25 protein-coding genes, 1 tRNA gene and 1 pseudogene are annotated in these 25,923 nt (G+C 64.2%); 15 read left to right on the top strand and 12 right to left on the bottom strand.

The annotated features are described in order from the left end of the window. The first annotated feature begins 95 nt into the window (after nucleotides 1-95). Nucleotides 96-2,489, top strand: a complete 2,394-nt coding sequence (locus tag QO058_RS09980; protein ID WP_284171863.1) for a transketolase-like TK C-terminal-containing protein — start codon at nucleotides 96-98, stop codon at nucleotides 2,487-2,489. 106 nt (nucleotides 2,490-2,595) lie between these two features. Here the strand turns inward: QO058_RS09980 and QO058_RS09985 are convergent, their stop codons facing one another. The 6 genes and pseudogenes from QO058_RS09985 to QO058_RS10010 all read right to left on the bottom strand — a co-directional run bounded on the left by QO058_RS09985 (nucleotide 2,596) and on the right by QO058_RS10010 (nucleotide 7,500). Then, nucleotides 2,596-3,057: a hypothetical protein gene (locus QO058_RS09985; RefSeq protein ID WP_284171864.1), complete on the bottom strand. Its 462-nt coding sequence runs from the start codon at nucleotides 3,055-3,057 to the stop codon at nucleotides 2,596-2,598. A 122-nt stretch (nucleotides 3,058-3,179) separates the two neighbouring features. Then, on the bottom strand, nucleotides 3,180-4,577 hold the full coding sequence (locus tag QO058_RS09990) for an MFS transporter (protein ID WP_284171865.1): 1,398 nt from the start codon (nucleotides 4,575-4,577) through the stop codon (nucleotides 3,180-3,182). Beyond that, a pseudogene (locus QO058_RS09995) lies at nucleotides 4,574-5,246 on the bottom strand (LON peptidase substrate-binding domain-containing protein). The gene QO058_RS09990 and the pseudogene QO058_RS09995 overlap by 4 nt, the downstream one beginning before the upstream one ends. Before the next feature lie 21 nt (nucleotides 5,247-5,267). Beyond that, a complete protein-coding gene (gene trxA, locus QO058_RS10000; RefSeq protein WP_284171866.1) occupies nucleotides 5,268-6,167 on the bottom strand; it encodes a thioredoxin in 900 nt (299 codons plus the stop codon). Between the two features lie 87 nt (nucleotides 6,168-6,254). After that, entirely contained in the window at nucleotides 6,255-6,806 is a 552-nt protein-coding gene (locus tag QO058_RS10005; protein ID WP_284171867.1) for a prolyl-tRNA synthetase associated domain-containing protein, read from the bottom strand. A gap of 22 nt (nucleotides 6,807-6,828) precedes the next feature. Beyond that, entirely contained in the window at nucleotides 6,829-7,500 is a 672-nt protein-coding gene (locus QO058_RS10010) for a TIGR02117 family protein (protein ID WP_284171868.1), read from the bottom strand. A gap of 228 nt (nucleotides 7,501-7,728) precedes the next feature. On the opposite strand from QO058_RS10010, the gene QO058_RS10015 reads away from it, so the two are divergent. The 3 genes from QO058_RS10015 to QO058_RS10025 all read left to right on the top strand — a co-directional run bounded on the left by QO058_RS10015 (nucleotide 7,729) and on the right by QO058_RS10025 (nucleotide 8,729). Further along, nucleotides 7,729-7,803, top strand: a tRNA-Gly gene (locus QO058_RS10015). A 261-nt stretch (nucleotides 7,804-8,064) separates the two neighbouring features. After that, a complete protein-coding gene (locus tag QO058_RS10020) occupies nucleotides 8,065-8,286 on the top strand; it encodes a hypothetical protein (protein WP_284171869.1) in 222 nt (73 codons plus the stop codon). A 200-nt stretch (nucleotides 8,287-8,486) separates the two neighbouring features. Beyond that, a complete protein-coding gene (locus tag QO058_RS10025; protein ID WP_284171870.1) occupies nucleotides 8,487-8,729 on the top strand; it encodes a hypothetical protein in 243 nt (80 codons plus the stop codon). Nucleotides 8,730-8,798: 69 nt separating this feature from the next. Here QO058_RS10025 and QO058_RS10030 read toward each other — a convergent pair whose 3' ends face one another. Beyond that, the gene (locus tag QO058_RS10030; RefSeq protein WP_347976247.1) at nucleotides 8,799-9,203 is read right to left on the bottom strand and encodes a Ros/MucR family transcriptional regulator; all 405 of its coding nucleotides are present in this window, start codon (nucleotides 9,201-9,203) and stop codon (nucleotides 8,799-8,801) included. Between the two features lie 372 nt (nucleotides 9,204-9,575). Here QO058_RS10030 and QO058_RS10035 point away from each other — a divergent pair, with 372 nt between their 5' ends. From QO058_RS10035 to QO058_RS10075, 9 genes are all read left to right on the top strand, one after another. Continuing rightward, nucleotides 9,576-9,791, top strand: a complete 216-nt coding sequence (locus tag QO058_RS10035; protein WP_284171872.1) for a hypothetical protein — start codon at nucleotides 9,576-9,578, stop codon at nucleotides 9,789-9,791. A gap of 1,376 nt (nucleotides 9,792-11,167) precedes the next feature. Next, nucleotides 11,168-11,866, top strand: coding sequence for a hypothetical protein (locus QO058_RS10040; protein WP_284171873.1), 699 nt, complete (start codon nucleotides 11,168-11,170; stop codon nucleotides 11,864-11,866). A gap of 40 nt (nucleotides 11,867-11,906) precedes the next feature. Then, nucleotides 11,907-12,413 carry a YciE/YciF ferroxidase family protein gene (locus QO058_RS10045; protein ID WP_284171874.1) on the top strand — a complete coding sequence of 169 codons (507 nt, stop codon included), beginning with the start codon at nucleotides 11,907-11,909 and terminating at the stop codon, nucleotides 12,411-12,413. A 666-nt stretch (nucleotides 12,414-13,079) separates the two neighbouring features. Then, the gene (locus tag QO058_RS10050) at nucleotides 13,080-14,036 is read left to right on the top strand and encodes a class I mannose-6-phosphate isomerase (protein WP_284171875.1); all 957 of its coding nucleotides are present in this window, start codon (nucleotides 13,080-13,082) and stop codon (nucleotides 14,034-14,036) included. Continuing rightward, nucleotides 14,033-16,315 carry a glycosyltransferase family 4 protein gene (locus QO058_RS10055; protein ID WP_284171876.1) on the top strand — a complete coding sequence of 761 codons (2,283 nt, stop codon included), beginning with the start codon at nucleotides 14,033-14,035 and terminating at the stop codon, nucleotides 16,313-16,315. Before QO058_RS10050 ends, QO058_RS10055 begins: the two co-directional genes overlap by 4 nt. A 37-nt stretch (nucleotides 16,316-16,352) precedes the next feature. Then, complete coding sequence (locus QO058_RS10060; protein WP_284171877.1) at nucleotides 16,353-17,696, top strand: glycoside hydrolase family 130 protein; 1,344 nt, start codon at nucleotides 16,353-16,355, stop codon at nucleotides 17,694-17,696. 13 nt (nucleotides 17,697-17,709) lie between these two features. Continuing rightward, the gene (locus tag QO058_RS10065; protein WP_284171878.1) at nucleotides 17,710-17,949 is read left to right on the top strand and encodes a hypothetical protein; all 240 of its coding nucleotides are present in this window, start codon (nucleotides 17,710-17,712) and stop codon (nucleotides 17,947-17,949) included. A gap of 55 nt (nucleotides 17,950-18,004) precedes the next feature. Next, the gene (locus QO058_RS10070) at nucleotides 18,005-18,229 is read left to right on the top strand and encodes a hypothetical protein (RefSeq protein WP_284171879.1); all 225 of its coding nucleotides are present in this window, start codon (nucleotides 18,005-18,007) and stop codon (nucleotides 18,227-18,229) included. 109 nt (nucleotides 18,230-18,338) lie between these two features. Further along, entirely contained in the window at nucleotides 18,339-18,599 is a 261-nt protein-coding gene (locus QO058_RS10075) for a hypothetical protein (RefSeq protein ID WP_284171880.1), read from the top strand. Nucleotides 18,600-18,630: 31 nt separating this feature from the next. Here QO058_RS10075 and QO058_RS10080 read toward each other — a convergent pair whose 3' ends face one another. After that, nucleotides 18,631-18,849: a hypothetical protein gene (locus tag QO058_RS10080; protein WP_284171881.1), complete on the bottom strand. Its 219-nt coding sequence runs from the start codon at nucleotides 18,847-18,849 to the stop codon at nucleotides 18,631-18,633. A gap of 191 nt (nucleotides 18,850-19,040) precedes the next feature. Between QO058_RS10080 and QO058_RS10085 the strand changes: the two genes are divergently transcribed. Together QO058_RS10085 and QO058_RS10090 are read left to right on the top strand one after the other, a co-directional pair. Next, entirely contained in the window at nucleotides 19,041-20,645 is a 1,605-nt protein-coding gene (locus tag QO058_RS10085) for an alpha-amylase family glycosyl hydrolase (protein WP_284171882.1), read from the top strand. Between the two features lie 21 nt (nucleotides 20,646-20,666). Further along, entirely contained in the window at nucleotides 20,667-21,674 is a 1,008-nt protein-coding gene (locus tag QO058_RS10090; RefSeq protein ID WP_284171883.1) for a glycosyltransferase family 4 protein, read from the top strand. A gap of 679 nt (nucleotides 21,675-22,353) precedes the next feature. On the opposite strand, the gene QO058_RS10095 is transcribed toward QO058_RS10090, so the two are convergent. The 4 genes from QO058_RS10095 to QO058_RS10110 all read right to left on the bottom strand — a co-directional run bounded on the left by QO058_RS10095 (nucleotide 22,354) and on the right by QO058_RS10110 (nucleotide 25,890). Beyond that, nucleotides 22,354-22,650: a DUF1488 family protein gene (locus QO058_RS10095; RefSeq protein ID WP_284171884.1), complete on the bottom strand. Its 297-nt coding sequence runs from the start codon at nucleotides 22,648-22,650 to the stop codon at nucleotides 22,354-22,356. Between the two features lie 105 nt (nucleotides 22,651-22,755). Next, entirely contained in the window at nucleotides 22,756-23,109 is a 354-nt protein-coding gene (locus QO058_RS10100) for a hypothetical protein (protein ID WP_284171885.1), read from the bottom strand. 619 nt (nucleotides 23,110-23,728) lie between these two features. Beyond that, a complete protein-coding gene (locus QO058_RS10105) occupies nucleotides 23,729-24,769 on the bottom strand; it encodes an NAD(P)/FAD-dependent oxidoreductase (protein ID WP_284171886.1) in 1,041 nt (346 codons plus the stop codon). A gap of 32 nt (nucleotides 24,770-24,801) precedes the next feature. Continuing rightward, the gene (locus QO058_RS10110) at nucleotides 24,802-25,890 is read right to left on the bottom strand and encodes an NAD/NADP octopine/nopaline dehydrogenase family protein (RefSeq protein WP_284172860.1); all 1,089 of its coding nucleotides are present in this window, start codon (nucleotides 25,888-25,890) and stop codon (nucleotides 24,802-24,804) included. Nucleotides 25,891-25,923: the final 33 nt, after the last annotated feature.

The raw sequence follows: 25,923 nt of genomic DNA on the forward strand, positions 1-25,923 counted from the left end.
CTTGGTGGTTTCCGCCAAATCCGGCAACGTTGGAGCTGATCTTTAGCTGCTTTCACCACGCGAACCATGCATGATGACCTGCGCTGGAGGCCATCATGTCCGATCCCCGTCTACCCATCCTCGCCGAGCTCGAGAAGAAGATCCTCTGGTTGGCCTCGTGGACGATCCACAACGCCAATCACATCCGTGCCAATGAGGACGGGATGAAGGTCGGCGGCCACCAGGCCTCCTCGGCCTCCCTCGCCACCATCATGACCGCGCTCTATATGGCCGCGCTGAAGCCGCAGGACCGGGTCGCGGTGAAGCCGCACGCCTCGCCGGTCTTCCACGCCATCAACTATCTGATGGGACTGCAGACGCAGGAGAAGCTTGAGAACTTCCGCGGCTACAAGGGCGCGCAGAGCTATCCCTCGCGCACCAAGGACATCGACGACGTCGATTTCTCGACCGGCTCGGTCGGCCTCGGCGTGGCGCAGACGCTCTTCTCCTCGCTGGTCCAGGACTATGTGAAGGCCCATGGCTGGGCCAAGGACGCGCCGGAAGGGCGCATGGTCGCGCTGATCGGCGATGCCGAGCTCGACGAGGGCAACATCTTCGAGGCCCTGATGGAGGGCTGGAAGCACGGCCTGCGCAACACCTGGTGGGTGATCGACTATAATCGCCAGTCGCTCGACGCTGTCATCCGCGAGGGCCTCTACGACCGCTTCGAGCAAATGTTCAAGAATTTCGGCTGGGATGTCGTGACGCTGAAATACGGCTCGCTGCAGCAGGCCGCCTTCAAGGAAAAGGGCGGCGAGCGGCTGAAGGCCTGGATCGATTCCTGCCCGAACCAGCTCTACTCGGCCCTGACCTTCCAGGGCGGCGCAGCCTGGCGCAAGCGGCTGATGGACGATCTCGGGGATCAGGGCCCGGTGACCAAGCTGATCGAGAAGCGTTCCGATGCCGAACTCTCGGCGCTGATGTGCAATCTCGGCGGGCACGACCTGCCCTCGATCCTCGAAGCCTTCGAGGCTATCGACCACGACCGGCCGGTCTGTTTCCTGGCCTACACGGTCAAGGGCTTCGGTCTGCCGTTGGCCGGGCACAAGGACAACCATTCCGGGTTGATGACCAAGGAGCAGATGGAGGGCTTCAAGACCGCCAACAAGGTCCGCCCCGGCCATGAATGGGATCTGTTCGAAGGGCTGACGCTGCCGGAGAAGGAGATCCGCGCCTTCCTCGACAAGGTGCCCTTCTTCGCCAAGGGCCGCCGGCGCCATTCGTCGCCCGCCTTGCCTGTCCCGGCCAAGCTGGAAGCCGGCATCCAGGCGGTGACGTCCACCCAGATGGGCTTCGGCAAGGTGCTCGACGAGTTGGCCAAGCTCGGCGGGCCGCTCGCCGACCGCATCGTCACCACCGCGCCCGACGTCACCGTCTCGACCAATCTCGGCCCCTGGGTCAACCGGCGCGGCCTGTTCGCACGGGCCTCGATGGCCGACACCTTCAAGGACGAGCGCATCCCCTCGATGCAGAAATGGGAGTTCTCTCCCAAGGGCCAGCATATCGAGCTCGGCATCGCCGAGATGAACCTGTTCATCAACCTCTCGGCGCTTGGGCTGTCACACTCGATCTTCGGCGAGCGATTGATCCCAATCGGCACGCTCTACGATCCCTTCATCTCGCGCGGCTTAGACGCGCTGAACTATGCCTGCTACCAGGACGCGCGCTTCATGGTCGTCGCGACGCCCGCCGGCGTCACGCTCGCGCCCGAGGGCGGCGCGCACCAGTCGATCGCGACGCCCCTGATCGGCATGAGCCAGGACGGTCTCTGCGCCTTCGAGCCCGCCTTCGTCGACGAGCTTGCAGTGATGATGCGCTGGTCGTTCGAGTACCTGCAGAAGGATGGCGAGGGCGACCCGGACGAGCGCACCTGGCTGCGCGACGAGACCGGCGGCTCGGTCTACTTGCGGCTCTCGACCCGCCAGGTCGAGCAACCCAAGCGCGCCATGACGCCGGAGCTGGAGCGCGACATCATCGACGGCGCCTATTGGCTACGCAAGCCCGGCCCGAACGCCTCGGTCGTCATCGCCTATACCGGCGCCGTCGCACCCGAAGCGATCGAGGCCGTCGGCCTGCTCGGCGAGGACCGCCGCGACGTCGGCCTGCTCGCCATCACCTCGGCCGACCGGCTCAATGCCGGCTGGCAGGCGGCTGAGCGGGCGCGCCAGCGCGGCAACCAGGCCGCCACCAGCCATGTCGAGCGCCTGCTCGGCGAGCTCTCGCGCGATTGCGGCATCGTCTCGGTGCTGGACGGCCATCCGGCGACGCTGGCCTGGCTCGGCAGCGTCCATGGCCACAGACAAAAGGCGCTCGGAGTCGAGCATTTCGGCCAGACCGGCACGGTCGCCGACCTCTACCGCCATTTCGGCATCGACGCGAACGCGATCGTGCACGCGGCAAACGCCGCGGCGCCGGGCCGGCCGGTAAGATACCTGAAGTCGCTGCCGTAAGGCAGGCCGTCATGCTCGGGCTTGACCCGAGCATCTCGGAAACCAGCTCTCACTGGTCACGAGATTCTCGGGTCTGCGCTTCGCTCCGCCCGGGAATGACGCTCTTTCACGCCTCGCCGGCGTAGCGATTGCGCAGATAGTCTTCGAGATCGGCCTCGCGGCGTGGCGAGAGCAGGAACCTCCGCCATGCCGCGGTCTCGTGCGAAACCGCGGTCATCTCCCAGATGCAGAACGTCCCGCGATGGGCATGAGGCGCGTCGAAGGGCGCAAACGCCGCCATGCCCTCATCGATGAACTGCACGGTTTCCCAGAGCTCGTTAGTGCCGCGCCAGGTGCAGAGCAGTAGGAAATGGAAGTGCTCGCCGCAGCGGTGCAGGATGGCGAAACCGACCTCGCCGTGCCGGCCGGCGGCAAAGCCTTCCGCCGCCTGCCGCGCCAGCGCGACGATCGCAGCCTCGATGCCCGCCTCGGCGATCTCATACCATTTCAGCACCGCTTGCGGCGCGACGAGGTTGTCGCCGATCGCGACCCGTTTCAGCTGGGCGCCCTGCCCGGCGGGCGCGTCCATTTCCACGATCCGCACTGTCATCCTCCCGCGCAGTCAGGCTTTGAACCCGCTTGCGGGCAACGATAGCGCGCCTGCTGCCAGCCGGAGTCGGCAGCGATGCCAGGCATGCGCCCAGCGTTAGACTAGGGCCGCTTCACCTTCACCCCTGCCAGCAGCCAGCCGCCCAGCAGGAAAAACCCGATCAGCACCGCCAGGCCCGCGCGCTGGCTGGCGAAGATCGTCGTCGCCAGCGCAACCAAAGTCGGCCCGAGGAACGAGGTCACCTTGCCGGCCAGCGCGAACAGGCCGAAGAACTCGCCGATCCGGGCTGGCGGCGCGATCCGGGCGAGCAGGCTGCGCGAGGAGGCCTGCAAGGGGCCGGCGACGAGGCCGATCAGCAGCCCGAGGCCGAGATAGACCTTCTCCGGCAACGAGGCGAAGAGCCCGTCGCCGAGCGTCGCCGGCGCCGCCTCGATCACGAAGGCGACCTGTCCCGGCCCGAGCGAGAGGATGCCGATGCAGGCGAAGAGCAGGCAGGCGATGGCGCCGAGGATCACCGGCTTGCCACCGAGGCGATCGTCGAGCTTGCCGCCGAGCCAGGCGCCGAACGTGCCGGTGACGGTGAGCAGGATGCCGAACACGCCGAGCTCGATCGTCTGCCAGCCGAACACCCCGGCGCCGTAGATGCCGCCGAAGGCGAAGAGCGCGACCAGCCCGTCCTGATAGATCATGTTGGCGAGCAGGAAGCGGCCGAGCCCCGGCAGCGAGGGCAGTTCGGCAATCGTCGCCTTGAGATGCGAGAAGCCACCAGCCGCCGCCGCCTTGAGCGGAATGCCGGTGCGCGGCGTATCCGGCGTCAGCAGGAACATCGGCGTGACGAAGATCACGAACCAGAGCGCGGTGAGCGGTCCCGAGAAGCGATCGCCCTCGCGGGCGGCGGCATCGAGCCCGAACAGGGGCGACAGGCCCGCCAAGGTCTTGCCGGTCTGCGGATCGGCGGCGAGAAGCCCGAGCGTCAGCGCCAGCGAGACCAGGCCGCCGAGATAGCCGACCGCCCAGCCCGTGCCCGAGAGCCGCCCGAGCTTCTCTGGCGGCACCAGCCGCGTCATCATCGCATTGTTGAAGGTCGTCGCGAATTCCGCGCCGATCGTGCCGATGACGAAGCCGGCGAGTGCGATCGGCACCGCCCAGGGCGAACCGGGCCTGGCGAACCAGAGCATCGCCGAGCCGATGACGAGCATGGCGCCGAACACCGCGATCCAGGGTTTGCGCGGCCCGGTCTTGTCGGCGATGCCGCCGAGCAGGGGCGAGACCAGTGCGATGGCGAGCCCGGCGAGACCCGTCGCATAGCCCCAGAGTGCCTGGCCCTCAGCCGGATTGCTCGCCAGCGCCGACGCGAAGAAGGGCGCGAAGACGAAGGTGGTGACCAGGGTGAAGAAGGGCTGGGCCGACCAGTCGAAAAAGATCCAGGCGACGATCGAGCGCCGCGGCGGGTAGACCGCCGACGCTTCGTCGGAAGCAGGCAGGGAAACGACGCTCACTGCAGCGTCGTTTCCGGGTCGGAACCGCCCCGCGCCAGCTCGATCTCGGTGATCGCGACCAGTACCTCGGCCCGGCTCTTCAGGCTCGGCGCCTCGAGCAGCGCCTGCTTCTCGGGCGGGCCGAACGGGCACATCATCGAGAGCGCGTTGACCAGCGCCTCGTTCGGCGCCTCGTTGACGCCCTTCCAGTCGATCTTGAGCTCGTTCGCCTTGGCGAAGCGGCGCAGCGCCTTGATGAGACCGGGGCGATCGACCTCCCTCCTCACCCGCGCGCGCCTGGAAATCGAGCGTAAAGCCATCATAGGCGATGCGGCCCTGGCGATAGGGCGTGGTGACGGAAAGCTCCTCCTCCAGCCGGAAGCGCGCGACGCCGGTGAGCGTGATGACGTAGCGATCATCCCCGGTCTCGGCGAACTGGGTGATGCGGCCGAGGCAACCGACCTGGAGCAGCGCCGGCACCTGCGACTGGCGCCCGTTCTCCGGTTCGGGCTGGATCATGCCGATGACGCGATGCGTGCGCAGCGCGTCGTCGATCATGGTGAGATAGCGCGGCTCGAAGATGTTGAGCGGCATCTGGCCGCGCGGCAGCAGCAGCGCACCCGCGAGCGGAAACAGCGGGATCACCGCCGGGCAGTCTTCCGGCCCGGAATAGACCGCGTTCATGCCCATGGGCTCGCGCTCCTCTTCAGCTCACGAAAACAGCAGGACCGACAGCTTGCGACGGCCGGCGACGCTGTGCTCGTCCATCGGCCCCCAGGCCTCGAACAGCTGCAGCAGCTGCTTGCGGGCGCCGTCGTCGTTCCATTTGCGATCGGCCTTGATGATCGCGATCAGATGATCGACCGCCTCCTCGCGCCTGTCGCGGCCATTCAGCGCCAAAGCCAGATCGAAACGGGCCTGATGGTCCTTCGGGTTGGCAGCGAGCTTGGCCTCGAGCTCTGCCGTGTCGCCGAGCGAGGCAGCCTGCTCGGCAAGCTCGACCGCGGCCCTGACCGCAGCCACGGCCGATTCCTGCGTCTTCGTTTCCGGCACCATCGCGAGGAAGCCCTTGGCGCCCTCGATGTCGCCGGCGTCGAGATGCAAGCGTGCCAGGCCGGCGATCGCCACGACGTTCTCCGGCTCGGCTGCGAGAACCTCGGCATAGAGTTCGCTCGCACCGGCGGCGTCGCCTGCCTCCAGCGCCTCCGCCGCAGCTGCCAGCACCTCCTCGATCGGCCCGGGGCCAATTGGCCCCACGAGCTTCTCGATGAAGGCCTTCACCTGGCTCTCGGGCTGAGCGCCCATGAAGCCGTCCACCGGCTGGCCACGCTGGAAGGCGATCACCGCGGGAATAGACTGGATGCCGAGCTGGCCCGGAATCGCCGGATGCTCGTCGATGTTCATCTTGACCAGCTTGACCTTGCCGCCGGCCTCGTTGACCACCTTCTCGATCACCGGGGTGAGCTGCTTGCACGGGCCGCACCAGGGCGCCCAGAAATCGACCAGCACCGGCTGGTTCATCGATTCGGTGACGACATCCTGGCGAAAGCCCTGCGTCGTCGTATCCTTGATCAGCCCCTGGTCCGGGGCCGCGTCGCCATTGACCAGCATGGCTCGTCCTTCGCTTAGCAATCTGTCGACTTGAAAACCGGGAAACCGGATGTCCGCCGTAGCGGGCCGTCCCATAGATGGGTGGCTTCAGCCATTCTGTCCATCGTCCGACGGCACTGGAAGTTCAACGATCTGCGGCTCGTGCCCGGTTGCGCGCAGGAAGGCGAGCATGTCGTCGCGTGCGATGCCGAGCGTCGCCGTGTTGATCAGCGGATGGAAGTTCATGCGATCCCCGTCCATCAAGGCGGCGTCGAGCACCATGGTAACGCGCCTGCCGCGATCGTTGATCACGGCGAAGGCCGTGACCGAGCCCGGCGTAACCCCGAGCGTCTCCATTAGGAGCTCCGCCGAACCGAAGGAGAGCCGGCCGCTAGCGCCGAGCGTCTCGTGCAGCCGCTTCAGGTCGATCCGCGTGCTCTCCAGCGCCGAGACCAGGAAGAGCTTCCCCTTCTTGTCCTTGAGGAACAGGTTCTTGGTGTGGTGGCCGGGGACCTTGCCGCGCAATTCCTTCGATTCGGCGACGGTGAAGACCGCGACATGGTCGATGCGCGTGGTCGCGAGGCCGAGCGCGTCAAGTGCGGCGATCAGGTCGGCGGGTGCCGCCGGCTTTGGTATATCGATCGGCAGGGCGAAGTTCATCCGGGCAGCTCGGGCTTTCTGGTCAGCGCTCCCCGGCATCGCCAGGGCCGAGCGACCACATGAGCGATTGCACGAGCGGCGTCCAGAGCCCGACCGGCAGGCCTGCCTTGCGCAGGCCCTCCCCGACCCAGACATTGCAGCTGCGCAACAGCCAGAAGCGATCGCGCCCGCGCAGGAAAGCATCGCCGGCGCCATGCGTGATTCCGGGCAGGATCACGGGCCCGCCCGCCTCGTCCAGCTCAAGGCTTGCCTCGACATGGCCGACGAGCGCGCGATAACCCGCTTCGCTGATCGTGAAGCTGCGCAGATCCATCCCTGTCTGGACCGCCGCCACCGGCTGGACATGCACGACAGAACGATCGAAGGCGGTGGCCTTCAGGATCAGGCCCAGCGACAGATCGGCCAGGGTGCCAAGCTCGGTATAGGCCGTCTCGGCGCCCCAGCCGAAAGCGACAAAGGGCGCGTCGCGATAGGGCTTGGTCAATGGCGGGACCGCCAGCAGCGGCCGCCAATCCCTATTTGCGCTTACCGTCGGCAGCACGATGTCGCTGTGGAAGCCATTGCTCGCGACATAGATCGTGACATTTCGTTCGCCGGGCTGGGCCGGGCCGGAAGCAAGCGGAATGGCGCCAACGACGATCGCTAGTGCGGAGAGGAGAACCAATGCGACCAAGATCAACGCAACGCGGAGCATCCCGCGCGCGAATCGTTCGCCCCTGCCTCTTACCGCCGCCTTCGCCATGCCGATCCCGCTTCATCGCTGAAGCGGGAAGATCGGAACGACAGGCTGGGAAGTCCAGATTCCAACGGGCAGAATTGGCCCCGTCGCGGGTCTGTGTGAAATTCCTGCAACAAGGCGCTTGCGCTTGCCGCCGCTTTGGGGCAATAACCCGGCCGCGCCACCGGCGCGGCTGTCTCGGATGCGGGTGTAGCTCAGGGGTAGAGCACAACCTTGCCAAGGTTGGGGTCGAGGGTTCGAATCCCTTCGCCCGCTCCAGACAATCTCAACAGAATCAAGCGCTTAGCGTACGCCCTTCGGGGCGCTTTCTGCTTCTCCGCCCCTCTGGCGCCGCCGGGAAGCAGGGCAAGCAGCAGAAAGCATTTGCCGCGTTGTGCGGCGCAGCAAAAATTTGGCTTGTCGGCTGGAGATTCAGAGGCGTTGCGGACGCAATGCGCGCCTCTGCGCAGGCAATCGCCTTTGCGTCGTGACACGCCGCGTCAAGATAGTTGATCTGTTTGGGGATCATTAGACGCATAAATGGCGACGACGCTGCATTCGTCGTCGACTCCGATTGTTCTTGCCAATCGAGACACGGCCCTAGCTCAGGCCACTTTGGCCATCTCAGCTGAGCGCGACGCTATCGCAGCGGTGGCGAAAATGTTCGACCGGCTTGCGAGTTCGGGCGTCACGACGATCTCGACGGAAAAGGCGGCCGAGCCGATACACGAAATGCTTGACGAGCCTGAAACCCCTAACTGACCGTCCAAAAGTAACCCGCTCCATCCACCAGGGCATGTGAAACGTCGCCCAGCACGCCTGGTGCCGTTCGCTTACTGTCGTGCTCCCCGATCGGCTGCATTTCGTCTGCTTTCCGCACGTGCGCTGCCTTGTGTCCGGATATGCTCTTGATCTCGCTCTCCGGAACAAACTAAGAACATCTGGTTGGCGGGAGGCAAACAATGGCGGCGCGAATTTGGGTTCGGCGGACGTGGCCGGAAATCGATCACCTCTTCCATGTCGAAGACGAAACCGGTGAGAAAATCGCCGTCATCACGCACGACAAGTACGCTCCGGACGGCTCGCCGCGATGGCACTGGGCGATGTCAAAGGGCAAACATCGGTCGCCAGCCGAGTTTGGCCGTTGTCACGACATCGAGGAGGCAAAGCGGAAGATACGCGTGACCTGGCGGGATGTCAGCTAGGGAGGAAGCGGTCACGTCCGCATTGAAGTCATCGCTCGGACGAGGGCGCTGCTGTCGCAGGAGCTTAGGTCAGCCCCTCTTCTCTCGCCTTTGCGGGGCGGCCTGCCCCTTCTTCCGGCCGAGGCCCAGGCTCTTGGCCATTTGCGAGCGCGTTTCGGCGTAGTTCGGGGCGACCATCGGATAATCGGCCGGCAGATCCCATTTGGCGCGGTATTCGTCCGGGGACATGTCGTAGGCCGAGCGCAGATGCCGTTTCAGCGATTTGAACGGCTTGCCGTCCTCCAGGCTGTAGATGGCGTCAGGCGTCACGGATTTCCTGATCGGGACCGCCGGAACAGGCTTTTCGGCCGGCGGGGCTGCCGGCTCCTGGCCGAGGCGGCCCAGCGCTGCATGGGTCTGTTCAATGAGACCGGCAAGCTCGGCCAGGGGAAGGCGGTTATGGCGAACGAAGGCCGCGACTACCATCGCAGACAATTCGAGCAATTCCGTTGAATTTCTTGACATTACGCTTTTGACCTCAGAATAGACACTGTCATTTTAAGTGAGCGTTGACCCCAAAAGCAACGGCTGTCGCCGTCTATACGACATCAAATCCAGGCAATTCACTCGCAATGCGCGAGATCGACTAGGATTCCTTCTGGATGCGTGATCCTCACCGCTCGCTGAAGGCTTTTGCGGTTTTGGCCGAGGCCGGCGAATTCGGCGGCCGGCATTGCGACGCGGATGGCGTCGGCGGGGGAATGCGTATCGCAATACGGTTTCCCGTACATGCGCCTCCCCGGGGTTTCATTCAAAAATTCCGATCCCATCTGTAGCAAAGGCAGAAATCGAAGGACCGGATTACGCATGTCGTGCGATTGCGAACGGCTGGCAGAAGCGATCTATCTCGAGATTGAAAAGCAGCTTCCGAACCGCGGCAGCGACTTCGACAATCGAGATCTTCAATCGGTCTTGATCGACGGCCAGCTTGACCTTCTGAAAATCGCAGCCTCTCTAACGAGGCGGTTCTGCGTACTCGCTGACGATCTTGAAACGGTCTTTCCCGAGGGCCCTTCGCGCTGAGTTCGCGATTCTGGACAGATTGCAGATCACTCAGGGGCTGCGTAACTTCGCCGGGGAGTTACCTGGCGCGCGATCGAGGTTTCGAGGTTCCCTTTCGAACCGGAGGCTTGGCACGCGATTTTGGAGTTATGTCTTTGGCCCATTTCGCTCGGCCTTCGATATTCATGCGATAGATGCCGTAACCTATCGCCCCGGCGATGAGCACAGGTGCTGGAAGCCGGGCGACCAAGAGCGTGAGCGGCATTGAGAATCCCTCTGGGATATCTCCTTGCTCAATATCACGTGCGCCCCAGGCGCCGGCCAAGCTGGCGAGAGTTGCCCTGATCATTTTCCGGCTCCCGTTTCCATTGCGGCTCTTACCCTGTGACTGCCACTCACATTGTGAACGCCGACAGAGTCCTTCGGGATCGGCTCGCAATGTCATCAATCGGGCCGCGGCGGACAGCCATTGGCTGTTGCGGTCGGAACAGCGTTGACCATTGCGCACTGTCTGAACCGATCAATTTTTAAGAGATCGCCGCCGTCAGAAATCGGACTGAGCCCAAGGCGCAAATATCGCGCCGGCCTGCTCAGCCGCGTTCGTTTGCAATGGGTGGAAAGCTGACCTTGCGCGCCTGGTGGGTTCCTGACGGAGCCTTTAGCCGATCTGCCGCACCTGCGTGCCGCATACGAGATCGGAAAACGGCTATCAGACGAAGGAGGCTGGCCTCCCTCCAATGGCAGTTTTTAAAGAACCAAACTCAACCTAAATTTTAAATTGCTCACCATAAATAAATCTACGGAACAACTGAAATTAAGAAGTGTTATTCGCTCGGCTGGTGCCTGCATGAGTACGCTTAAATGCGCCGAAATCCAAATCGCACCGAATGGTTTTACGCAATAGTTCTTCTAACCGTTCTGCTAACCTGCTGGCTTATCCTGCGAAGAGCGCCGCCCGCACCCTCAAGATTTAACCGCGATGCTCTGCAGACAGAACCCGTAAGGCTCGATCGATCGAGGTCGTAGTTGATATCTCTCGGCGACACGTCGGATCCGCGGATGGCGCGACAGCTTTCTGATGGGTCATCCGGAACTGTTCACGCGCTCGGCAGTTGCACCGACATAAAACGGCCAACAGGTCGTCCGCAACGCGATTGCCGAGTAGGCGACGCCCTTAAAGTGCTTCAGCTATGACAGACTATACCGCTAGCGGCCTCGCCGATGGCACGACTGCGCGCGCGTCCTCCGCTGTATCGTGGGGTGCGGTCCTGGGAGGCGCTGTCGTAAGCGCGTCGATATCCCTGATGCTCCTCGCCGCAGGCGCAGGCCTTGGCTTCACATCGATCTCGCCATGGACGAACGCCGGCGTCACCGCCACGACCTTCGGCATCGCCGCCGTGATCTGGCTGGCCCTCGTTCATCTCATCGCTGCGGGTGCCGGCGGCTACCTCGCCGGTCGGCTTCGGACCAAGCGCGTCGGCGTGCACACCAACGAGGTCGCGTTCCGCGATACCGCTCACGGCTTCATGACCTGGGCCGTCAGCGCGATTGTCAGCGCCGTTCTTCTGGCCTCGGCTGCCTCGGCGATTATTGGCGGCACCGCCCGGCTTGGCGCCAATGCCGCATCGAGCGTCGGTTCGGCCGTCTCCGGTGCAGCAAGTCAGGCAGCCGGCCGCGTCGACCTGTCGAACCTCGACCCGTCCGCTTACGTGACCGACACCCTGTTCCGCGCCGATCGCCCGGCTCCGGCGTCGACCGACACCGCTCCGGCTCGCGCCGAGGTCGGCCGCATCGTCGCCATGAGCATCCGCAATGGAGACATCGCGCCGGCCGACAAGACCTACGTCGCAACTGTCATCGCGGCCCAGACTGGCATCAGCCAGCCCGACGCCGAAAAGCGCATCAACGATGCAATCGCGAAGACGAAGGAGACCGCCGCCAAGGCGGAGCAAACCGCCCGCGAGGCGGCAGATACCGCCCGTAAAGGTGCTGCCTCGTTCGCCCTGGCTTCTTTCATCGCGATGCTGATCGGCGCGCTGGCGTCGAGCTACGGCGCAACCGTCGGTGGCCGTGCACGCGACAGGGCCGACGTCTGATCACTAAGCCTGCAACATCCCTCAAAAGCCGGAGAGACCCATGGTAACGAACACACCCAAAGCCCTCGACGACCTGTTCCACGACATGCTCAAGGACGTCTATTACGCCGAGAAGCAGATCCTGAAGGCCCTGCCCAAGATGGCGAAGGCGGCCAATTCCGCCGAGCTGAAGAAGGCTTTCGAGGCCCATCGCACCGAGACCGAAGGCCATGTCGAGCGTCTCGGCGACGTCTTCGAGGCGATCGGCAAGGCGCCCCGCGGCAAGACCTGCGACGCCATCCTCGGCATTCTCGAGGAAGGCAAGGCCGTCATGGAAGACTACGCCGGCAGCCCGGCACTCGATGCCGGCCTGGTGGCCTCCGCGCAGGCGGTCGAGCACTATGAGATGACCCGCTATGGCACCCTCAAATCCTGGGCCCAACAGCTTGGCCACAAGGAGGCCGTCACTTTGCTCGACGCGACCCTTGCCGAGGAGACCAAGACGGACGAGCTGCTGACCAAAATCAGCAAATCGACGAACTCGGCCGCCGTCGCGAAAGCGGCCTGAGTTCTTTTACTTGCGATTGGGCCCGCCAAGCGGCACTCGGCGGGCCTTGATTGTTTATCGTGCGAGCGAAATTGCCTAAGGTGAACGCGGCAAAGAGCAGAATAATATCAACAATTGATTTTGTGAAAAAAATAATACCTGCACGTAATCAGCCTTTTAGAATGATTTAGGTAAGAAAATTATTGTTGAAGATCAATTTTGAGTCGCCTTAAAAATAAAAATATTTTCGTGCATTGTTTAAAGCCGAGTCGAACCCATATCCGATCCTTGGCGACCAGCAATAAAATCGCTGATCGCGAGTGCCGGGTTATTGCGTGCAGCGCTTTCCCGGTTTGTCGGAAATCACTGACGCTTCGAGATCGTGCTCTGAGGAAAGAGGTCGTCGCGACCAATCGCGCCACGGAAATTTCCGTCCGCTTTTCGTCGCCATTTCTGCTGCCGGACTTCGAGGCACGCTGGCAGCCTCACTGCAGCCCTCGAGAAGAGCTGCCGGCTGCCGTGATCGTCGAGAACTAAAAGTCCTGGGTTCGAACTCGTTCCCACAAGAGACCGAGCCCGGAGGGAACCCGATGTCTCCCGCCGACATCAATGCCTTGCCGGCCCCGCCGCAGCGTCGTTCGACAATTCTGTCGAACTTGTCGAAGCCCGGCGACTTTGGAGTTCTCCATGGCTCTCGAACCGGCTCGCTTACAGGCCGTACCTAAACCCTGGGGTTCACGCGACCTCCTGCCGTGGAGCGGAATTGATCATCAAGGCGTCGCCATCGGTGAAATCTGGTTGCAGCGTCACGATCCGGCTTTCGAGCCAGCCTTGCTGCTCAAGCTGCTGTTCACATGCGAAGCCCTGTCGATCCAGGTACACCCGGGTGACGATGCCGCCCGGGCGATGGGGCTGACACGCGGCAAGACAGAGGCCTGGTACGTGCTTGCTGCCGAGCCCGGCGCCACGGTGGCGGTCGGCCTGCAGGCATCGCTCTCAGGGGCGCAGTTGCGAGTCGCGATCGAGGACGGCTCGATCGTTGAGAAGATGTCCTGGCGAACCGCCGCGGCGGGAGACGTCATCTTCGTGCCGGCGGGGACGATACACGCGATCGGTCCGGGCCTCGTGCTCGCCGAGATCCAGCAGCGCAGCGACACAACCTTCCGCCTGTTCGATCACGGCCGCGGTCGCGAGCTCCACGTCGAATCCGGCATTGCTGCCGCCAATGCCGGCCCAGCTGCGGAGCAGGCGCCGCCGCGGCGGCTCGGTAACGCCAGGACCCTGCTCGTGGCGAGCCCCTTCTTCGTGCTCGAACGGCTCGAGTTCACAGCGGGATCCGTGTGGAAACTGCGTGCCCGGCCCGAGACCTGGCTGATCGTGATCGCCGGCGATGGGTGGCTCGGCCCCGCGCAGGCTGGTGTCGGCGAGGGCTGCTTCGCTGAGAACGAGACCCTCTCCATCGAGGCAGGAGAAGAAGGCCTCACCTGCCTCGTGGCCTACGCGGCCGCAGCACCCAGCAGAGACCTTCTTCGCCCCCTTGCGGCCAATGACGCCCTCACACCGATGAGTGCCGCATCTCGCCAGCAACGCCAGCTCACCGCACCAGCCGTTTCGCCCACTCCCCTCATGGAGGCACGACCTTGAACCCGCTTCACCGCATCGCCTTCATCGGCAACTCGCTGCCGCGCCGCTGCGGCATCGCGACCTTCACCACGGATCTGCAGCAGGCGGTCGCCGCATCGGACCCCGATCTGGCAACCTCCATCGTGGCGATGAACGATGGTGACGGTTACGACTATCCAGGCTCCGTCGGCTTCCAGATCCGCGAAGACCAAATACAGGATTATGCGGGCGCTGCCGATTTCCTGAATGCCGGCCGGTTCGACGTGGTCTCGCTGCAGCACGAATTCGGCATCTTCGGCGGCGAAGCGGGCGCGCATGTCACAGGATTGCTGTCGCGTTTGACGATGCCGGTCGTCACCACGCTCCATACCGTTTTGTCGGAGCCAAGCCCGGCACAGCGCAGCGTCATGGAGCGGATCGTCGATTCCTCCTCCCGGGTGGTCGTCATGGCCGAGAAAGGGCGCGACTTGCTGCGCACAATCTATCGGCTTCCCGCCGACAAGATCGAGGTGATCGCGCACGGCATTCCCGATTTCGCCTTTGTCGAACCGGACGACGCCAAGGCCAGGCACGGCTTCGCCGGCCGCTCGGTCATCCTGACCTTCGGCCTGCTGTCGCCCAACAAGGGCATCGAGGTAATGATCGATGCGATGCCGTCGATCCTGAGACGGCGGCCCGACGCCATCTACGTCGTCCTGGGTGCAACACACCCCCATCTCGTCCGCGAGCAGGGCGAAACCTATCGCATCGGCTTGCAGAAGCGTGTCCACGAGCTCGGCATCGAGGACAATGTCGTCTTCCTCGACCAGTTCGTCGATCGCGAGACGCTGCTCGGCTTCATCTCGATGTGCGACGTCTACGTCACGCCTTATCTCAACGAGGCGCAAATGACCTCGGGCACGCTGGCCTACAGCTTCGGCCTCGGAAAGGCGGTCGTCTCGACGCCCTATTGGCATGCCCAGGAATTGCTTGCCGACGGCCGCGGCGTCCTGGTGCCGTTCGGCGACGTCGTCGCGACCGGCGACGAGATCGCAGCTTTGCTGACCGATGCCGAGAGGCGGCAGGCCATGCGCCGGCGCGCCTATGCCAGCAGCCGCTCCATGACCTGGGAACAGACCGCAAAGCGCTACCTCGCCACATTCGAGACGGTGCGCCGCGGCCGCGTGCTGAACGTGGTCGCCGGACCGGCGCAGGCAAGGCCGTTCCTCCAGCCTTCGGCGCCACCGGAGCTGCGCACCGAGCATCTCCATTGCATGTGCGACGATACCGGCCTGTTCCAGCATGCCGTTCATTCCGTGCCCGACCGCACGCATGGCTACTGCGTCGACGATAATGCCCGCGCACTGCTGCTCTCCTGCGCTCTCGGCGGAGGCGGCGAGCAACGCTTGCCCGAGCCGCTGACGGCGCGCTTCGCGTCCTTCGTCCAGCACGCCTGGAATCCGCAGGCGCAGCGTTTCCGCAATTTCATGAGCTTCGATCGACGCTGGCTCGAGGAGGTCGGCTCGGAAGACAGCCATGGCCGCACGCTCTGGGCTCTTGGCGAGTGCGCGCGCAGCGACACGAGCCCGTCGCGGCGGCGCTGGGCGACTGCGCTGTTCGCCGAGGCCTTGCCTGTCGTCGAGAGCTTCAGCTCACCCCGTGCCTGGGGTTTCGCACTGCTCGGCCTCGATGCCTACTGCGCCGTGGTCGCGGCGCCGCCCTCGACCATCCGGCTGCGCTCCTTGCTGGCGGACCGCCTGCTCGGCTTGCTGTCGACGGTCGAGACGCCGGACTGGGCCTGGTTCGAGGAAGGCCTCTCCTACGACAATGCCCGGCTGCCCCAGGCACTGATCGCCACCGGGCTTTCGATGCAGGCTCCCGTCTATGTCGAGGCTGGCCTGCGCTCGCTGCGCTGGCTGGTCGGGGTGCAGAGCACGCCCGCCGGTCTGTTCAGGCCCGTGGGCTCGGACAGCTTCAGCGACAGGCTTAGCCCGCCGAAGGCATTCGACCAGCAGCCACTGGAGGCCACTGCGACCATCTCGGCTTGCCTCGCTGCCTGGCGTGCCGATGGCGACCCGCAATGGCGGGCAGAAGCAGTGAGAGCTTTCGCCTGGTTCATGGGTGAGAACGATCTGTCGACCCCGCTGGTCGACCTGGATACCGGCGCCTGCCGCGACGGCCTGCACCGCGATCGGCCCAATGAGAACCGCGGCGGCGAATCCGTGGTATCCTACCTTCTCAGCCTCGCCGAGATTCGCCAGCTTTCCCGCATGAGCGGGGACCGCCCGAAACTGGCGCCGCTTCGGGTCTTGCACGCCTGAGCCTCCGGCGATCCGCACAAACCGACTTGGGGGCGACGTGTCGCAAGCCACCTTCCTGAACCGGCAGGCCTTGCACCTGCATCCGGATCCCGCCCGGGTCGTGGTGCGCCGTTTCGGGCCTTCGCCCGATCCGCGCGACATGAACCCGACCGACAAGCTGCGTGCGAACCACATCGTCGCTCGCGTGATGGGACTGGACCATGAGGCGGCAGCAAGCCAGCTCGCCGAGGTGCTGGAGAACTTCAACGGCCGGCACCGGAACCTGCTGGAGCGCTTCGAGGCGCGCGCCGACGAGATGGAAGAGGTGTTCACGGTCCACGGCGCGTTCACCAAAACGCAGCGCCGGCTGGTCGGATCTTACTTCCTGCACGAGTATTCGTTCGAGGCTGCGGCACTCTTCAACCCGAGCATCGTCTTGCACCCCGACCAGTCCGGTGCTCCGCCAGGCGGGTGTCGTTTCATTCTCAGCGTGCGCGCGGTCGGCGAGGGGCATATCTCATCCCTGACCTTCCGCTCGGGCACGGTCGCCGCCGACGGCAGCCTGAGCGTCGATCCGACCTCCCGTCTCGCGACGATTGCCACCTTCCGCAACCGCATGGTGCGCCTCGATGGCGATGACGTCGAGGTGGTGTTCTCCCCGGATGGCGACATCAGCGAGCGGGTGATCTTTCCAATCACGGCTTCTCAGTCGAATGGCATCGAGGATGCGCGCTTCGTCGCGTTCGACGAGGGTGGGCGAACCGTGTTCCGCGCGACCTACACGGCCTATAACGGCAGGGGGATACGCTCCGAGCTGATCGAGACCACCGACTTCCTGTCGTTCCGGATGTCACCGCTGCGAGGCAGCGCTGCCGTGAACAAGGGGATGGCGTTGTTTCCGCGCAAGATCGGCGGCCGCTACGCCATGATCGCGCGGCAGGACAACGAGAACCTCTATCTCGTCTATTCGGACGATCTCATGAACTGGGACGGCGGGGTCGCGATCCTGAAGCCGCAATATCCCTGGGAGTTCATTCAGATCGGGACCTGCGGTTCGCCGATCGAGCTCGATGAGGGCTGGCTGCTCTTCACCCATGGCGTCGGGCCGGTACGGCGCTATGCGATCGGCGCCGTCCTTCTCGACAAGAAGGATCCGTCGAGGGTGCTTGCGCGCTCACGCGAACCTCTAGTCCGACCGGAGCCGTCCGAGCGCGAGGGCTACGTTCCCAACGTCGTCTATACCTGCGGCGCGATGCGTCATGGCGGACAGATCGTCCTGCCCTACGCGGTCTCCGACACCTACTGCAATTTCGCGACGATCAGGATCGAGGCGCTACTGCAGGCCCTGGATCCCGTTGCTGCGGAAGAGACCCACGATCTGCGGCAGGGCGCCGCTCATTGAAAGGAAGATGAAAATGACCCAGCACGAGTCTGCAATCCAGCGCTCGATCAAGCTTGGGGATGTGGTCCGGCTGTCCTTCGGCTTCGCCGATCAATCCGGTAGCGGCGAGTATGAGATCGTGCGGATCATGCCGACGCGGGCGAGCGGCGAGCGTGAATATCGCGTTCGCGGCGCCGACGGCCATGAACGGGCGATCGGGCACGATCAGATTGTTTCGGACGGCCTAGAATCGGTGCGCAGCCCCGCCGGATGATTGCTCACTGCGAGGCTAATCTCATCCCGCAAGCCGACTTTTCTGGAGAAGACACTTGGCTGAGAACTCGAAGTCCCGCGTGACGGCAGATGCCGCGTTCCTGAGAACGCAAACCCAATCATTGACGCGCAACCGCGTCCTTTCCGAAACGGAGACCATCAACCAGGCGCGCGACGCCAACACGGCGCGCTTGAAAGCGCTGCGGCTGCAGAAAGAAGAGGCCGAGCGCGCCGCTGCAGCGTCTGCGCCACCGAAGGCCAAGCGCAAACGGACTGTTTGACCGGCTCAATGTCCATTTCCGGGAGCCTCGACGACAAGACCGCTTTCCCAGCTGGCTGAAGCCCGCACCTTGAACCCGCTGATCGCGGGTTCCAACCCATGGAGTTCGCTTGGATATCGACGTCACCCAGAAGTCGGATGGAACGGCCTGGTTGCTGACCGATCTGCTCGGCCGCGACATGGGATATATCGAGGACAGAGCGGCGGGCGAGTTCATGGTTTATCCGGCGGGCCAGGCACTGCACACGATGGAGGCCATGCGCCGGGGGCCCTTCAAATCCCTCGATGACGCGCTAGCCGAGATCGAGCGTTTTACGCGGGGTACCTGCCGGCGGCTGTCCGCAGATGAAGGGCCTGCTGCCGATGACTGAGCAAGGCCGGTCGGCTCCGCTCTGGCGCGGATCAAATCGGCTTGACTTCAATACCCTTGGCGCGCCGCTTGAGCGGAGTGTCATCCGGCAGGTCGATCAGCCTCGCCTTGCGCGAGGCCTTGGCCTGATCGGAAATCGGAAGCCCCGAAAGCGCTTCATCGATATGGCTGCCCGCCACCGAGCGCGCCTTCCGCTGCTGCCGCTTCCTGACGATATTGCGCGGCGCATCTGCGGGAAGCGACAGTTCCATGTCGTGATCGACAGGCGGTGTCGGCGGGATGGTCCTGGAAATGGGCATAATAGACCAACCGTCACCGGAGGCCTTTTGTTCCGAGCCAAGGCGACAAGTCCAGTGCGGGGCCTGTTCGGAGAAGAGGGGGATAGAATTCCAGCCCACGCCGCCGGCTCTCAGGCATCGCCCTCGCATGCGGTGACGCGGCGATGATCGCGCCATGGTGGCAGAGCGGCGTGATCTACCAGATCTACCCGCGCTCGTTCCAGGACGCCAACAGCGATGGGGTCGGCGACCTCAAGGGCATCACCCGGCGGCTGGACTACCTGGCCGAGCTGGGCGTCGATGCGATCTGGATTTCACCGATCTATCCCTCGCCGATGGCCGATTTCGGCTACGACGTCTCCGACTATTGCGACATCGATCCCCGCTTCGGCACCCTCGCCGATTTCGACGATCTGCTGGCGCAGGCCCATGCGCGCGGGCTCAAGGTCCTGCTCGATTTCGTGCCGAACCACACCTCCGACCGGCATCCCTGGTTCGCGGAGAGCCGGTCCTCGCGCAGCAATCCGAAACGGGACTGGTATCTCTGGCGTGATCCGGCCCCCGGAGGCGGGCCGCCCAACAACTGGATCAGCGATTTCGGCGGCCCGGCCTGGGAATGGGACGAGGCCAGCGGCCAGTATTACTACCATGCCTTCCTGAAGGAGCAGCCGGACCTCAACTGGCGCAATCCTGCGGTGCGGGCCGCGATGCACGAAGTGCTGCGCTTCTGGTTCGACCGCGGCGTCGACGGCTTCCGCATCGACGTGCTCTGGCACCTGGTCAAGGCCGCCGACTTTCCCGACAACCCGCCGAACCCGGCCTATCGGCCTGCGCTCGGCGAGATGCACCGCCTGCTCCAGCTGCATTCGACCGACCAGCCCGAGGTCCATGGCATCGCAGCCGACATGCGCACACTCACGGACGCGTATGGCGCGGCGGGGCGAGGCGAACGTGTGCTGATCGGAGAGATCTACCTGCCGGTCGAGCGGCTGATGCGCTATTACGGCGAGGATCGGGCCGGTGTGCACCTGCCTTTCAACTTCCAGCTCATCGAGGCGCCCTGGCAGGCACGGTCTCTGGCCGCGCTCATCGCCGCATACGAGGCGGCGCTGCCGCCCGGCGGTTGGCCGAACTGGGTGCTCGGCAATCATGACCGCCCGCGCGCCGCGACCAGGCTCGGGGAAAGCCAGGCCCGGGTCGCGGCGATGCTTTTGCTGACGCTGCGGGGCACGCCCACCCTCTATTATGGCGATGAGCTCGGCCTGAATGATGTGCCGATCCCGCTCGATCAGACCCAGGATCCGCGCGAGCTGCGCGAGCCGGGAAAGGGCCTCGGGCGCGATCCGGTCCGCACGCCGATGCCGTGGGACGGCAGCGCGCAGGCCGGCTTCAGCACGGCCCCGCCCTGGCTGCCGCTCAACGCCGACTGGCCGGCGCGGAACGTGGCGCGGCAGCTGGCCGAACCTGGCTCGATGCTGACGCTGCATCGCCAACTGCTCGCGGCCCGGCGCAGCCATCCTGCCTTGGCGATAGGTGATTTCGCGCTGCTGGATGCCGAGGACGACGTCCTGGCCCATGAGCGTCGGCATGGTGCGGACCGGCTGGTCGTGGCGCTCAATCTCGGGGCGCGGCCGCAGCGCCTGGCCTTGCCGGAATGGGCGCATGATTGCCGCCCCCTTCTCTCCACGCTTGCCGACGTAACGCCGATTCAGGACGGCGCATTGCTGCTGCGGCCCGATGAGGGCGTGATCCTGACGCTCGCCGACTGACCACAGGGAGGGACGAACGCTTTGCGCATCGCCATGCTGGCGCCGATCTCCTGGCGCACGCCGCCGCGCCATTACGGCCCATGGGAGCTGGTGACGAGCCTGCTGACCGAGGCGCTCGTGGCGCGCGGCGTCGACGTCACCCTGTTCGCCACGAAAGACAGCCTCACGGCGGGTACCTTGGCCGGCGTCTGCCCTGCGCCCTATTCCGAGGATCCGACGATCGACGCCAAGGTCTGGGAGCTGCTGCACGTCGCCCATGTCTTCGAGCGCGCCGGCGAGTTCGACTTGATCCACAACCAGGCCGATTTCGTGCCGCTCGCCTTCTCGCGCCTGGTCGATACGCCGGTGGTGACGACGATCCACGGCTTCTCCTCGGAGCGCATCCTGCCGGCCTTCAAGACCTATGAGGACCTGGTCCACTATGTTGCCATCAGCGCTGCCGATAGGCACCCCGATCTGCGCTATGCGGCGACGATCCACCACGGCATCCGGCTTGAGGATTTCCCGTTCGATCCGATTGGGAGCGACGACCTGCTGTTCTTCGGCCGCATCCACCCCGACAAGGGCGCGGCCGAGGCGATCGCCGCCGCGCGCGGCGCCGGGCGGCGGCTGGTCATGGCCGGTATCGTCCAGGACCAAGGCTATTACGACGCGCAGGTCGCCCCCGCGCTGGCTGGCGAGAGCGTCGTCTATCTCGGCCCCGTCGGCGGCAGCGTCCGCACGCATGCACTTGGCTCGGCCAAGGCGCTGCTTCACCTGATCAACTTCGAGGAGCCGTTCGGCTTGTCGGTGATCGAGGCGCTCGCCTGCGGAACGCCGGTCATCGCCTCACGGCGCGGGTCGATGCCGGAGCTGATCGAGCACGGCGTGACCGGTTTCCTGGTCGACAGCACCGAGGAAGCCGTGGCTGCGATCGCGCGCCTCTCCGAAATCGACCGCGCCGCCTGCCGGGCAGCGGTCGCGGCGCGCTTCACCGTCGACCGCATGGCCGATCATTATCTCGAGCTGTATCGCTCCATCCTCGGATGAGGCCCGGGCGCTCCCGGCAGGCAGATGCAAAAGAAACGGCGTGCGCTCTCCTCGGCCCTGGCCTAGGCTACGACTCTGCTTCGACATGACTTGCCTGGATCCGTTCCCAGGCAGCTGCTAGCCGGCCGCGCTGACACGAGCACCTGCTCGCCTCTCCTTGCAAGACATCTGCGCCTTCAACCACGCATGCGCATTGCGATGGGCGATCGCCCTGCGAAGCGCCAGCTCCGGCCGGTACGACCCGAGAGATCGCGATCGCGATCTCCGAACAAGGACAAGAACGGCATGTCAAAAGGCGAACGACGCGGAAACCGCGAGACCAAGAAGCCAAAGCAGGAAAAGCCGAAAATTGCAGTCGCAGCCCCCGCCAGCCTTCCCACTGCGGTCGCGAAGGCTCCGGCTTCGAAAAAGAAATAGCGTCTTGTGCTTTTCGGCAGCGGTCCCCGGGACCAGGCGCACGCTGCGGCCTTCGACCAACCGACAGGACAGTGATGATCCGCTTCAGGACGATCGAGCCGAAACCGGCTGCAAACACCAATAAGCCAGTCATTGCCCCGCAAACGGCAGCCACGCCAACCAAGCCGGCGCCGGCTGACGACGATGGGAAGATCGGAAGGCGACGGCCATGGGATTCAGAGAAACCCGCTGGTCCCTCGTCGGCAGAAAAGCCCGAGCGCGACTAGAAGTCGGAGGCCGTCAAGCGATGGTAGCTCTGGCGCTTGCGGGAATAAGCGGCCCCGGCGGCTTTATGAATGGTCGCAAGGTGCCCATCATACGCCCTTAGCGTCGACGCTTCGTCCGGACCGGCTGAAGCGTCGATACCGTGCAACGCCGCGAGTTCGACCTCGAATGCAATCTCCAGCGCGGAATCGGAGCCCCAGAAACAGACGCAGTTTCGAGCGGCGTCATACCGTCGGATCGGATTGGGGAAGTGGAGACTCATGAGATCATCCTCGAAGGAGCTGATCGAGTTCAAGCGCGTATCTTAGGCGGGCCGGGGTCTCCGGTCGCGCGATGCGGAGAAACCGCTTCGCGCGACGAGGAGCCGCCTGGCATCAAACCGCGCGACTGGCGAGCAATCTCAGGTCTTCGGAACACCGAGAGCTGCCGCGCAGGCCTTGGCTACGTCCGAGTCAGGCGATGAGCTGCCCGGCATTGTTGCCCATCCCCCTTTTGCGATGAAGTCGCCCTGTTGCCAGGAACTGATCTTCTTGAGCTCGACGAGCTGCTCCGTCGCATTGTTCTGCTGCTGGAATCTCACCACGCAGATCGGCGAGAGAGCGGCGACGAGGGCGGTATTCGAGCGTGCCTTGGCTTCACGTTCCGCCGTGCTCTGCGTCACCCAGCCGCCCCAGGTGAAACCGACGACGGCGAGTGCAACAGCTCCGCCGACGGCGCCCCAGGCGGCCGGCTTCAGTTCTGCTGGAATTTTCATGATGTCGGACTTCCCGAACCGGAAGAAATCTTCCGTAAAACATCATAACAGGTTTTAGATGAGGGCGGTTATATTTCGATACAATTCATTTATTTTGGCGGCAAAATACGATTTTACAGAATCGAGAGTAGATAAGCTTTTATGATGCTACCCGCTATAGATGGCCGTCGATAATTATAAATTGGCGCTATAGGAATCCAAAAATCGACGGCGGCGGTTGAGGTGGCGACGTGGCGATGTCCAGGCCTGTGGAACGCGGGTAGACGCGCAGATAGGCACTAACCGCGACACACCATGGTCGACTTCCGAGGTAGGCGCTGCAAGCTGGATGCATGGTGGATAGACTTGGTGGCAAGCGCCGAACGGTGTGCTCTTCGCCGACAGGTTGCTCACCCGCGTTTCGAAATCTTCGGCCGAGAGCTTGCGTCACGGGGATGTGACGAGAGCACGGGCCACGGCGCACGAACTGCTCCCTTGGAGAGCAAATCCCGTAACCAGAGTGCCGTAGAGTGCGATTGGGTCGCGCTCTACGGCCGCCGCCTCGGTTTATCGCGCTTGAGTAAAGAAGCGTGCTGGCCGGAAGTTCTCAAGCTCAGGCCGCTGGATCGCGTTGATAATTTCATCCGCGGCCATAGCTCCGAGCGCGGGGGGAGAGTGTCGCGCCGCTATGGGTCACCATGACGTAATAGTTTTCCACGCCTGGGACCGGCCCGATGGCTGAAAGACCGTCCTTCGGGATGGGCCTCACAGTTACACGCGCAGCCTCCGGCTTGACCGGCGCGATGCCCGGCAGGATGCGGGTGAGGCGGTCGACGAGATCGGCAGCCTGTTCCATTCCAGGATTGACGCCGATTTCCGGCGTGACGGTCGCATCGGCAGCTCCCCAGTGCAGCATCAAACGACCGGCTCCATCCGGGCGAAAATCGCAGACCGGTGATGCGACGACACGTTGGATGCTGGCTGGTACGGGCGGGGTGAAAACGAGAAAGCCAACGGTCGGTGCCAGCGGCACATTTGGGAGATCCGAGCCGACGGTATCATTTGACCAACGGCCGGTGCAGTTTACAACGAGGTCGGCGTAAAAGCTTTCACCACCTTCGCTGCGCACGCCTTTAACCTTGCCGCTCTCGACGATCAGGCCGGCAACCCTCGTCTGGGTGCGGAGCGTCGCCCCGTGGAGCCGGGCCGCACTCATCATTGCGTGGGCATAGACCACGGGATCGAGCCAGCCATCATTCGGACACCACGCGATCGGTGCATCGCCGACCGCTTCGGGCGCGATGTCCGGCTCCAGTTCGAGCAATTGCTTGCGATCGATCCACTCGACCGCATAGTCCCAGCTCTGCAGTCGCTCGACTTTGGCCTTCAAGGCGGCCTGTTCGGATTCGGCCCTCCATTCGACGCGGCCGCCGCCGTGCCACCAAGGCGTCGCGCCGAATTCGTCTTTCAGAGCGGCGTGCGCCTTCATGCCGGCGACATTTAGGTCGTGATAGGCGCGCGGCGACTTGTTGCTGGAGTTCGTCCACGCGAAGGAAATGCCGGACGTACCGCCGCCGACACGGGTCGCTTCCAGCACGGTGACCTTTGCGCCGGCACGCGCCAGCCGATAGGCGACCGACGTCCCGATGACGCCGGCACCGACTACGATGATCTCAGTCATGATCCGTATCCGTTTGAAGGGAAATGCCGGCCTCAGGCCGCGCGCTTCGCGACCCAGCCGTCGCGCACGAGCGACTTCAGCTCGGAGAGCGACATCGTCTCCAATCCGATTTCAGCGAGCAAATCGTTCTCGGCTGCGAAATCCCGAGCGTATAGCGCCGAGAAGATGTCCACGCCTGCCTGGTGCAGCGTCGCGGGCCGGCCGGCCATCTTGCCGAGGAGCACCGTTGGGTGCAGGCCGAACGGTGCGTCTTCCAACACGTAACGTGTGTCGATGCTGCTCGGCCCGTTGCCACCATTTCCGCGCGCGGCAAGCTGGCGGGCCATCTCGCCCACGGGAGCGGGCTCGACATGGAAGGAGAGGTTGTAGTGTTCACGGATGGTACGCACCTTGTAGCCGGCCGCCTCCGCGATCGCGAGGCGCTCGGCGTCGAGGGCTTCGAGGAGGCGCCCGACCGAATCGGTGTTGTTTTCGTTTTGCCCCCAGGTTTCGCCATGCTCCATGCGCGTGAAGTTGCACAAGGCGATGCCGAGATGGTTCTGCGGATTGAGATTCGACAGCGAGATCGCAAGCGCGTCGTCGCGCTGAACGAAACGGTCGCCGAACAGCTCCTTGCAGATTTTCATGCCGCGCTCGGAAGCCGAGACGGGGATTGTGGCGATGTCGACCTTCGAGCGGATCGTCGAAACGTTGACGCTGGCATCGCCGGTTCTGCGGCCGGCGGTCACCGTCGTTCCCCAGACGGCGACTGGCACATCCAAGCCGCGCTCGGCGATCTGGCGCGCGATGTAGAGCCCGCTGAACGACGTATGGGAGCTGATGATCACAACCTGCCCGGAGACAAGATCGGCCGCTGCGGCGTCCATGGCCTTGCGGTGACCGTTCGCCGGCAGGGCAAAAAGCACCGCGCCAGCACCGGTAACAGCCTCGGCTGCGCTCGCCGCCATGGCGACCTTGAAGCTGCCTGCGAGGCTGCCTGTCGCGGTCAGCGCTTCGCCCTTGGCGATACTCTGGCCGCTCTTCCCGGACGGCGACCATAGAACCGGCTCGTGGCCGAGAGAAGAAAGAAGAGCGGCATTGCCATAGGCAATCGAGCCCGCACCGAGCACTGCGACACGCATCGTTCTGATCCTTGGGAGTTGCTGGCGGTTTCG

The organism is Bosea vestrisii (genome assembly GCF_030144325.1).
GTDB lineage: Bacteria > Pseudomonadota > Alphaproteobacteria > Rhizobiales > Beijerinckiaceae > Allobosea > Allobosea vestrisii_A.

What these genes read in the sequence shown, in the direction of transcription:
- QO058_RS09980 (WP_284171863.1), top strand. Translation starts at nt 96, where the DNA reads ATGTCCGATCCCCGTCTACCCATCCTCGCCGAGCTCGAGAAGAAGATC.
- QO058_RS09985 (WP_284171864.1), bottom strand. Translation starts at nt 3,057, where the DNA reads ATGGACGCGCCCGCCGGGCAGGGCGCCCAGCTGAAACGGGTCGCGATC.
- trxA (WP_284171866.1), bottom strand. Translation starts at nt 6,167, where the DNA reads ATGCTGGTCAATGGCGACGCGGCCCCGGACCAGGGGCTGATCAAGGAT.
- QO058_RS10005 (WP_284171867.1), bottom strand. Translation starts at nt 6,806, where the DNA reads ATGAACTTCGCCCTGCCGATCGATATACCAAAGCCGGCGGCACCCGCC.
- QO058_RS10010 (WP_284171868.1), bottom strand. Translation starts at nt 7,500, where the DNA reads ATGCTCCGCGTTGCGTTGATCTTGGTCGCATTGGTTCTCCTCTCCGCA.
- QO058_RS10020 (WP_284171869.1), top strand. Translation starts at nt 8,065, where the DNA reads ATGGCGACGACGCTGCATTCGTCGTCGACTCCGATTGTTCTTGCCAAT.
- QO058_RS10025 (WP_284171870.1), top strand. Translation starts at nt 8,487, where the DNA reads ATGGCGGCGCGAATTTGGGTTCGGCGGACGTGGCCGGAAATCGATCAC.
- QO058_RS10035 (WP_284171872.1), top strand. Translation starts at nt 9,576, where the DNA reads ATGTCGTGCGATTGCGAACGGCTGGCAGAAGCGATCTATCTCGAGATT.
- QO058_RS10045 (WP_284171874.1), top strand. Translation starts at nt 11,907, where the DNA reads ATGGTAACGAACACACCCAAAGCCCTCGACGACCTGTTCCACGACATG.
- QO058_RS10050 (WP_284171875.1), top strand. Translation starts at nt 13,080, where the DNA reads ATGGCTCTCGAACCGGCTCGCTTACAGGCCGTACCTAAACCCTGGGGT.
- QO058_RS10065 (WP_284171878.1), top strand. Translation starts at nt 17,710, where the DNA reads ATGACCCAGCACGAGTCTGCAATCCAGCGCTCGATCAAGCTTGGGGAT.
- QO058_RS10080 (WP_284171881.1), bottom strand. Translation starts at nt 18,849, where the DNA reads ATGGAACTGTCGCTTCCCGCAGATGCGCCGCGCAATATCGTCAGGAAG.
- QO058_RS10085 (WP_284171882.1), top strand. Translation starts at nt 19,041, where the DNA reads ATGATCGCGCCATGGTGGCAGAGCGGCGTGATCTACCAGATCTACCCG.
- QO058_RS10100 (WP_284171885.1), bottom strand. Translation starts at nt 23,109, where the DNA reads ATGAAAATTCCAGCAGAACTGAAGCCGGCCGCCTGGGGCGCCGTCGGC.
- QO058_RS10105 (WP_284171886.1), bottom strand. Translation starts at nt 24,769, where the DNA reads ATGACTGAGATCATCGTAGTCGGTGCCGGCGTCATCGGGACGTCGGTC.
- QO058_RS10110 (WP_284172860.1), bottom strand. Translation starts at nt 25,890, where the DNA reads ATGCGTGTCGCAGTGCTCGGTGCGGGCTCGATTGCCTATGGCAATGCC.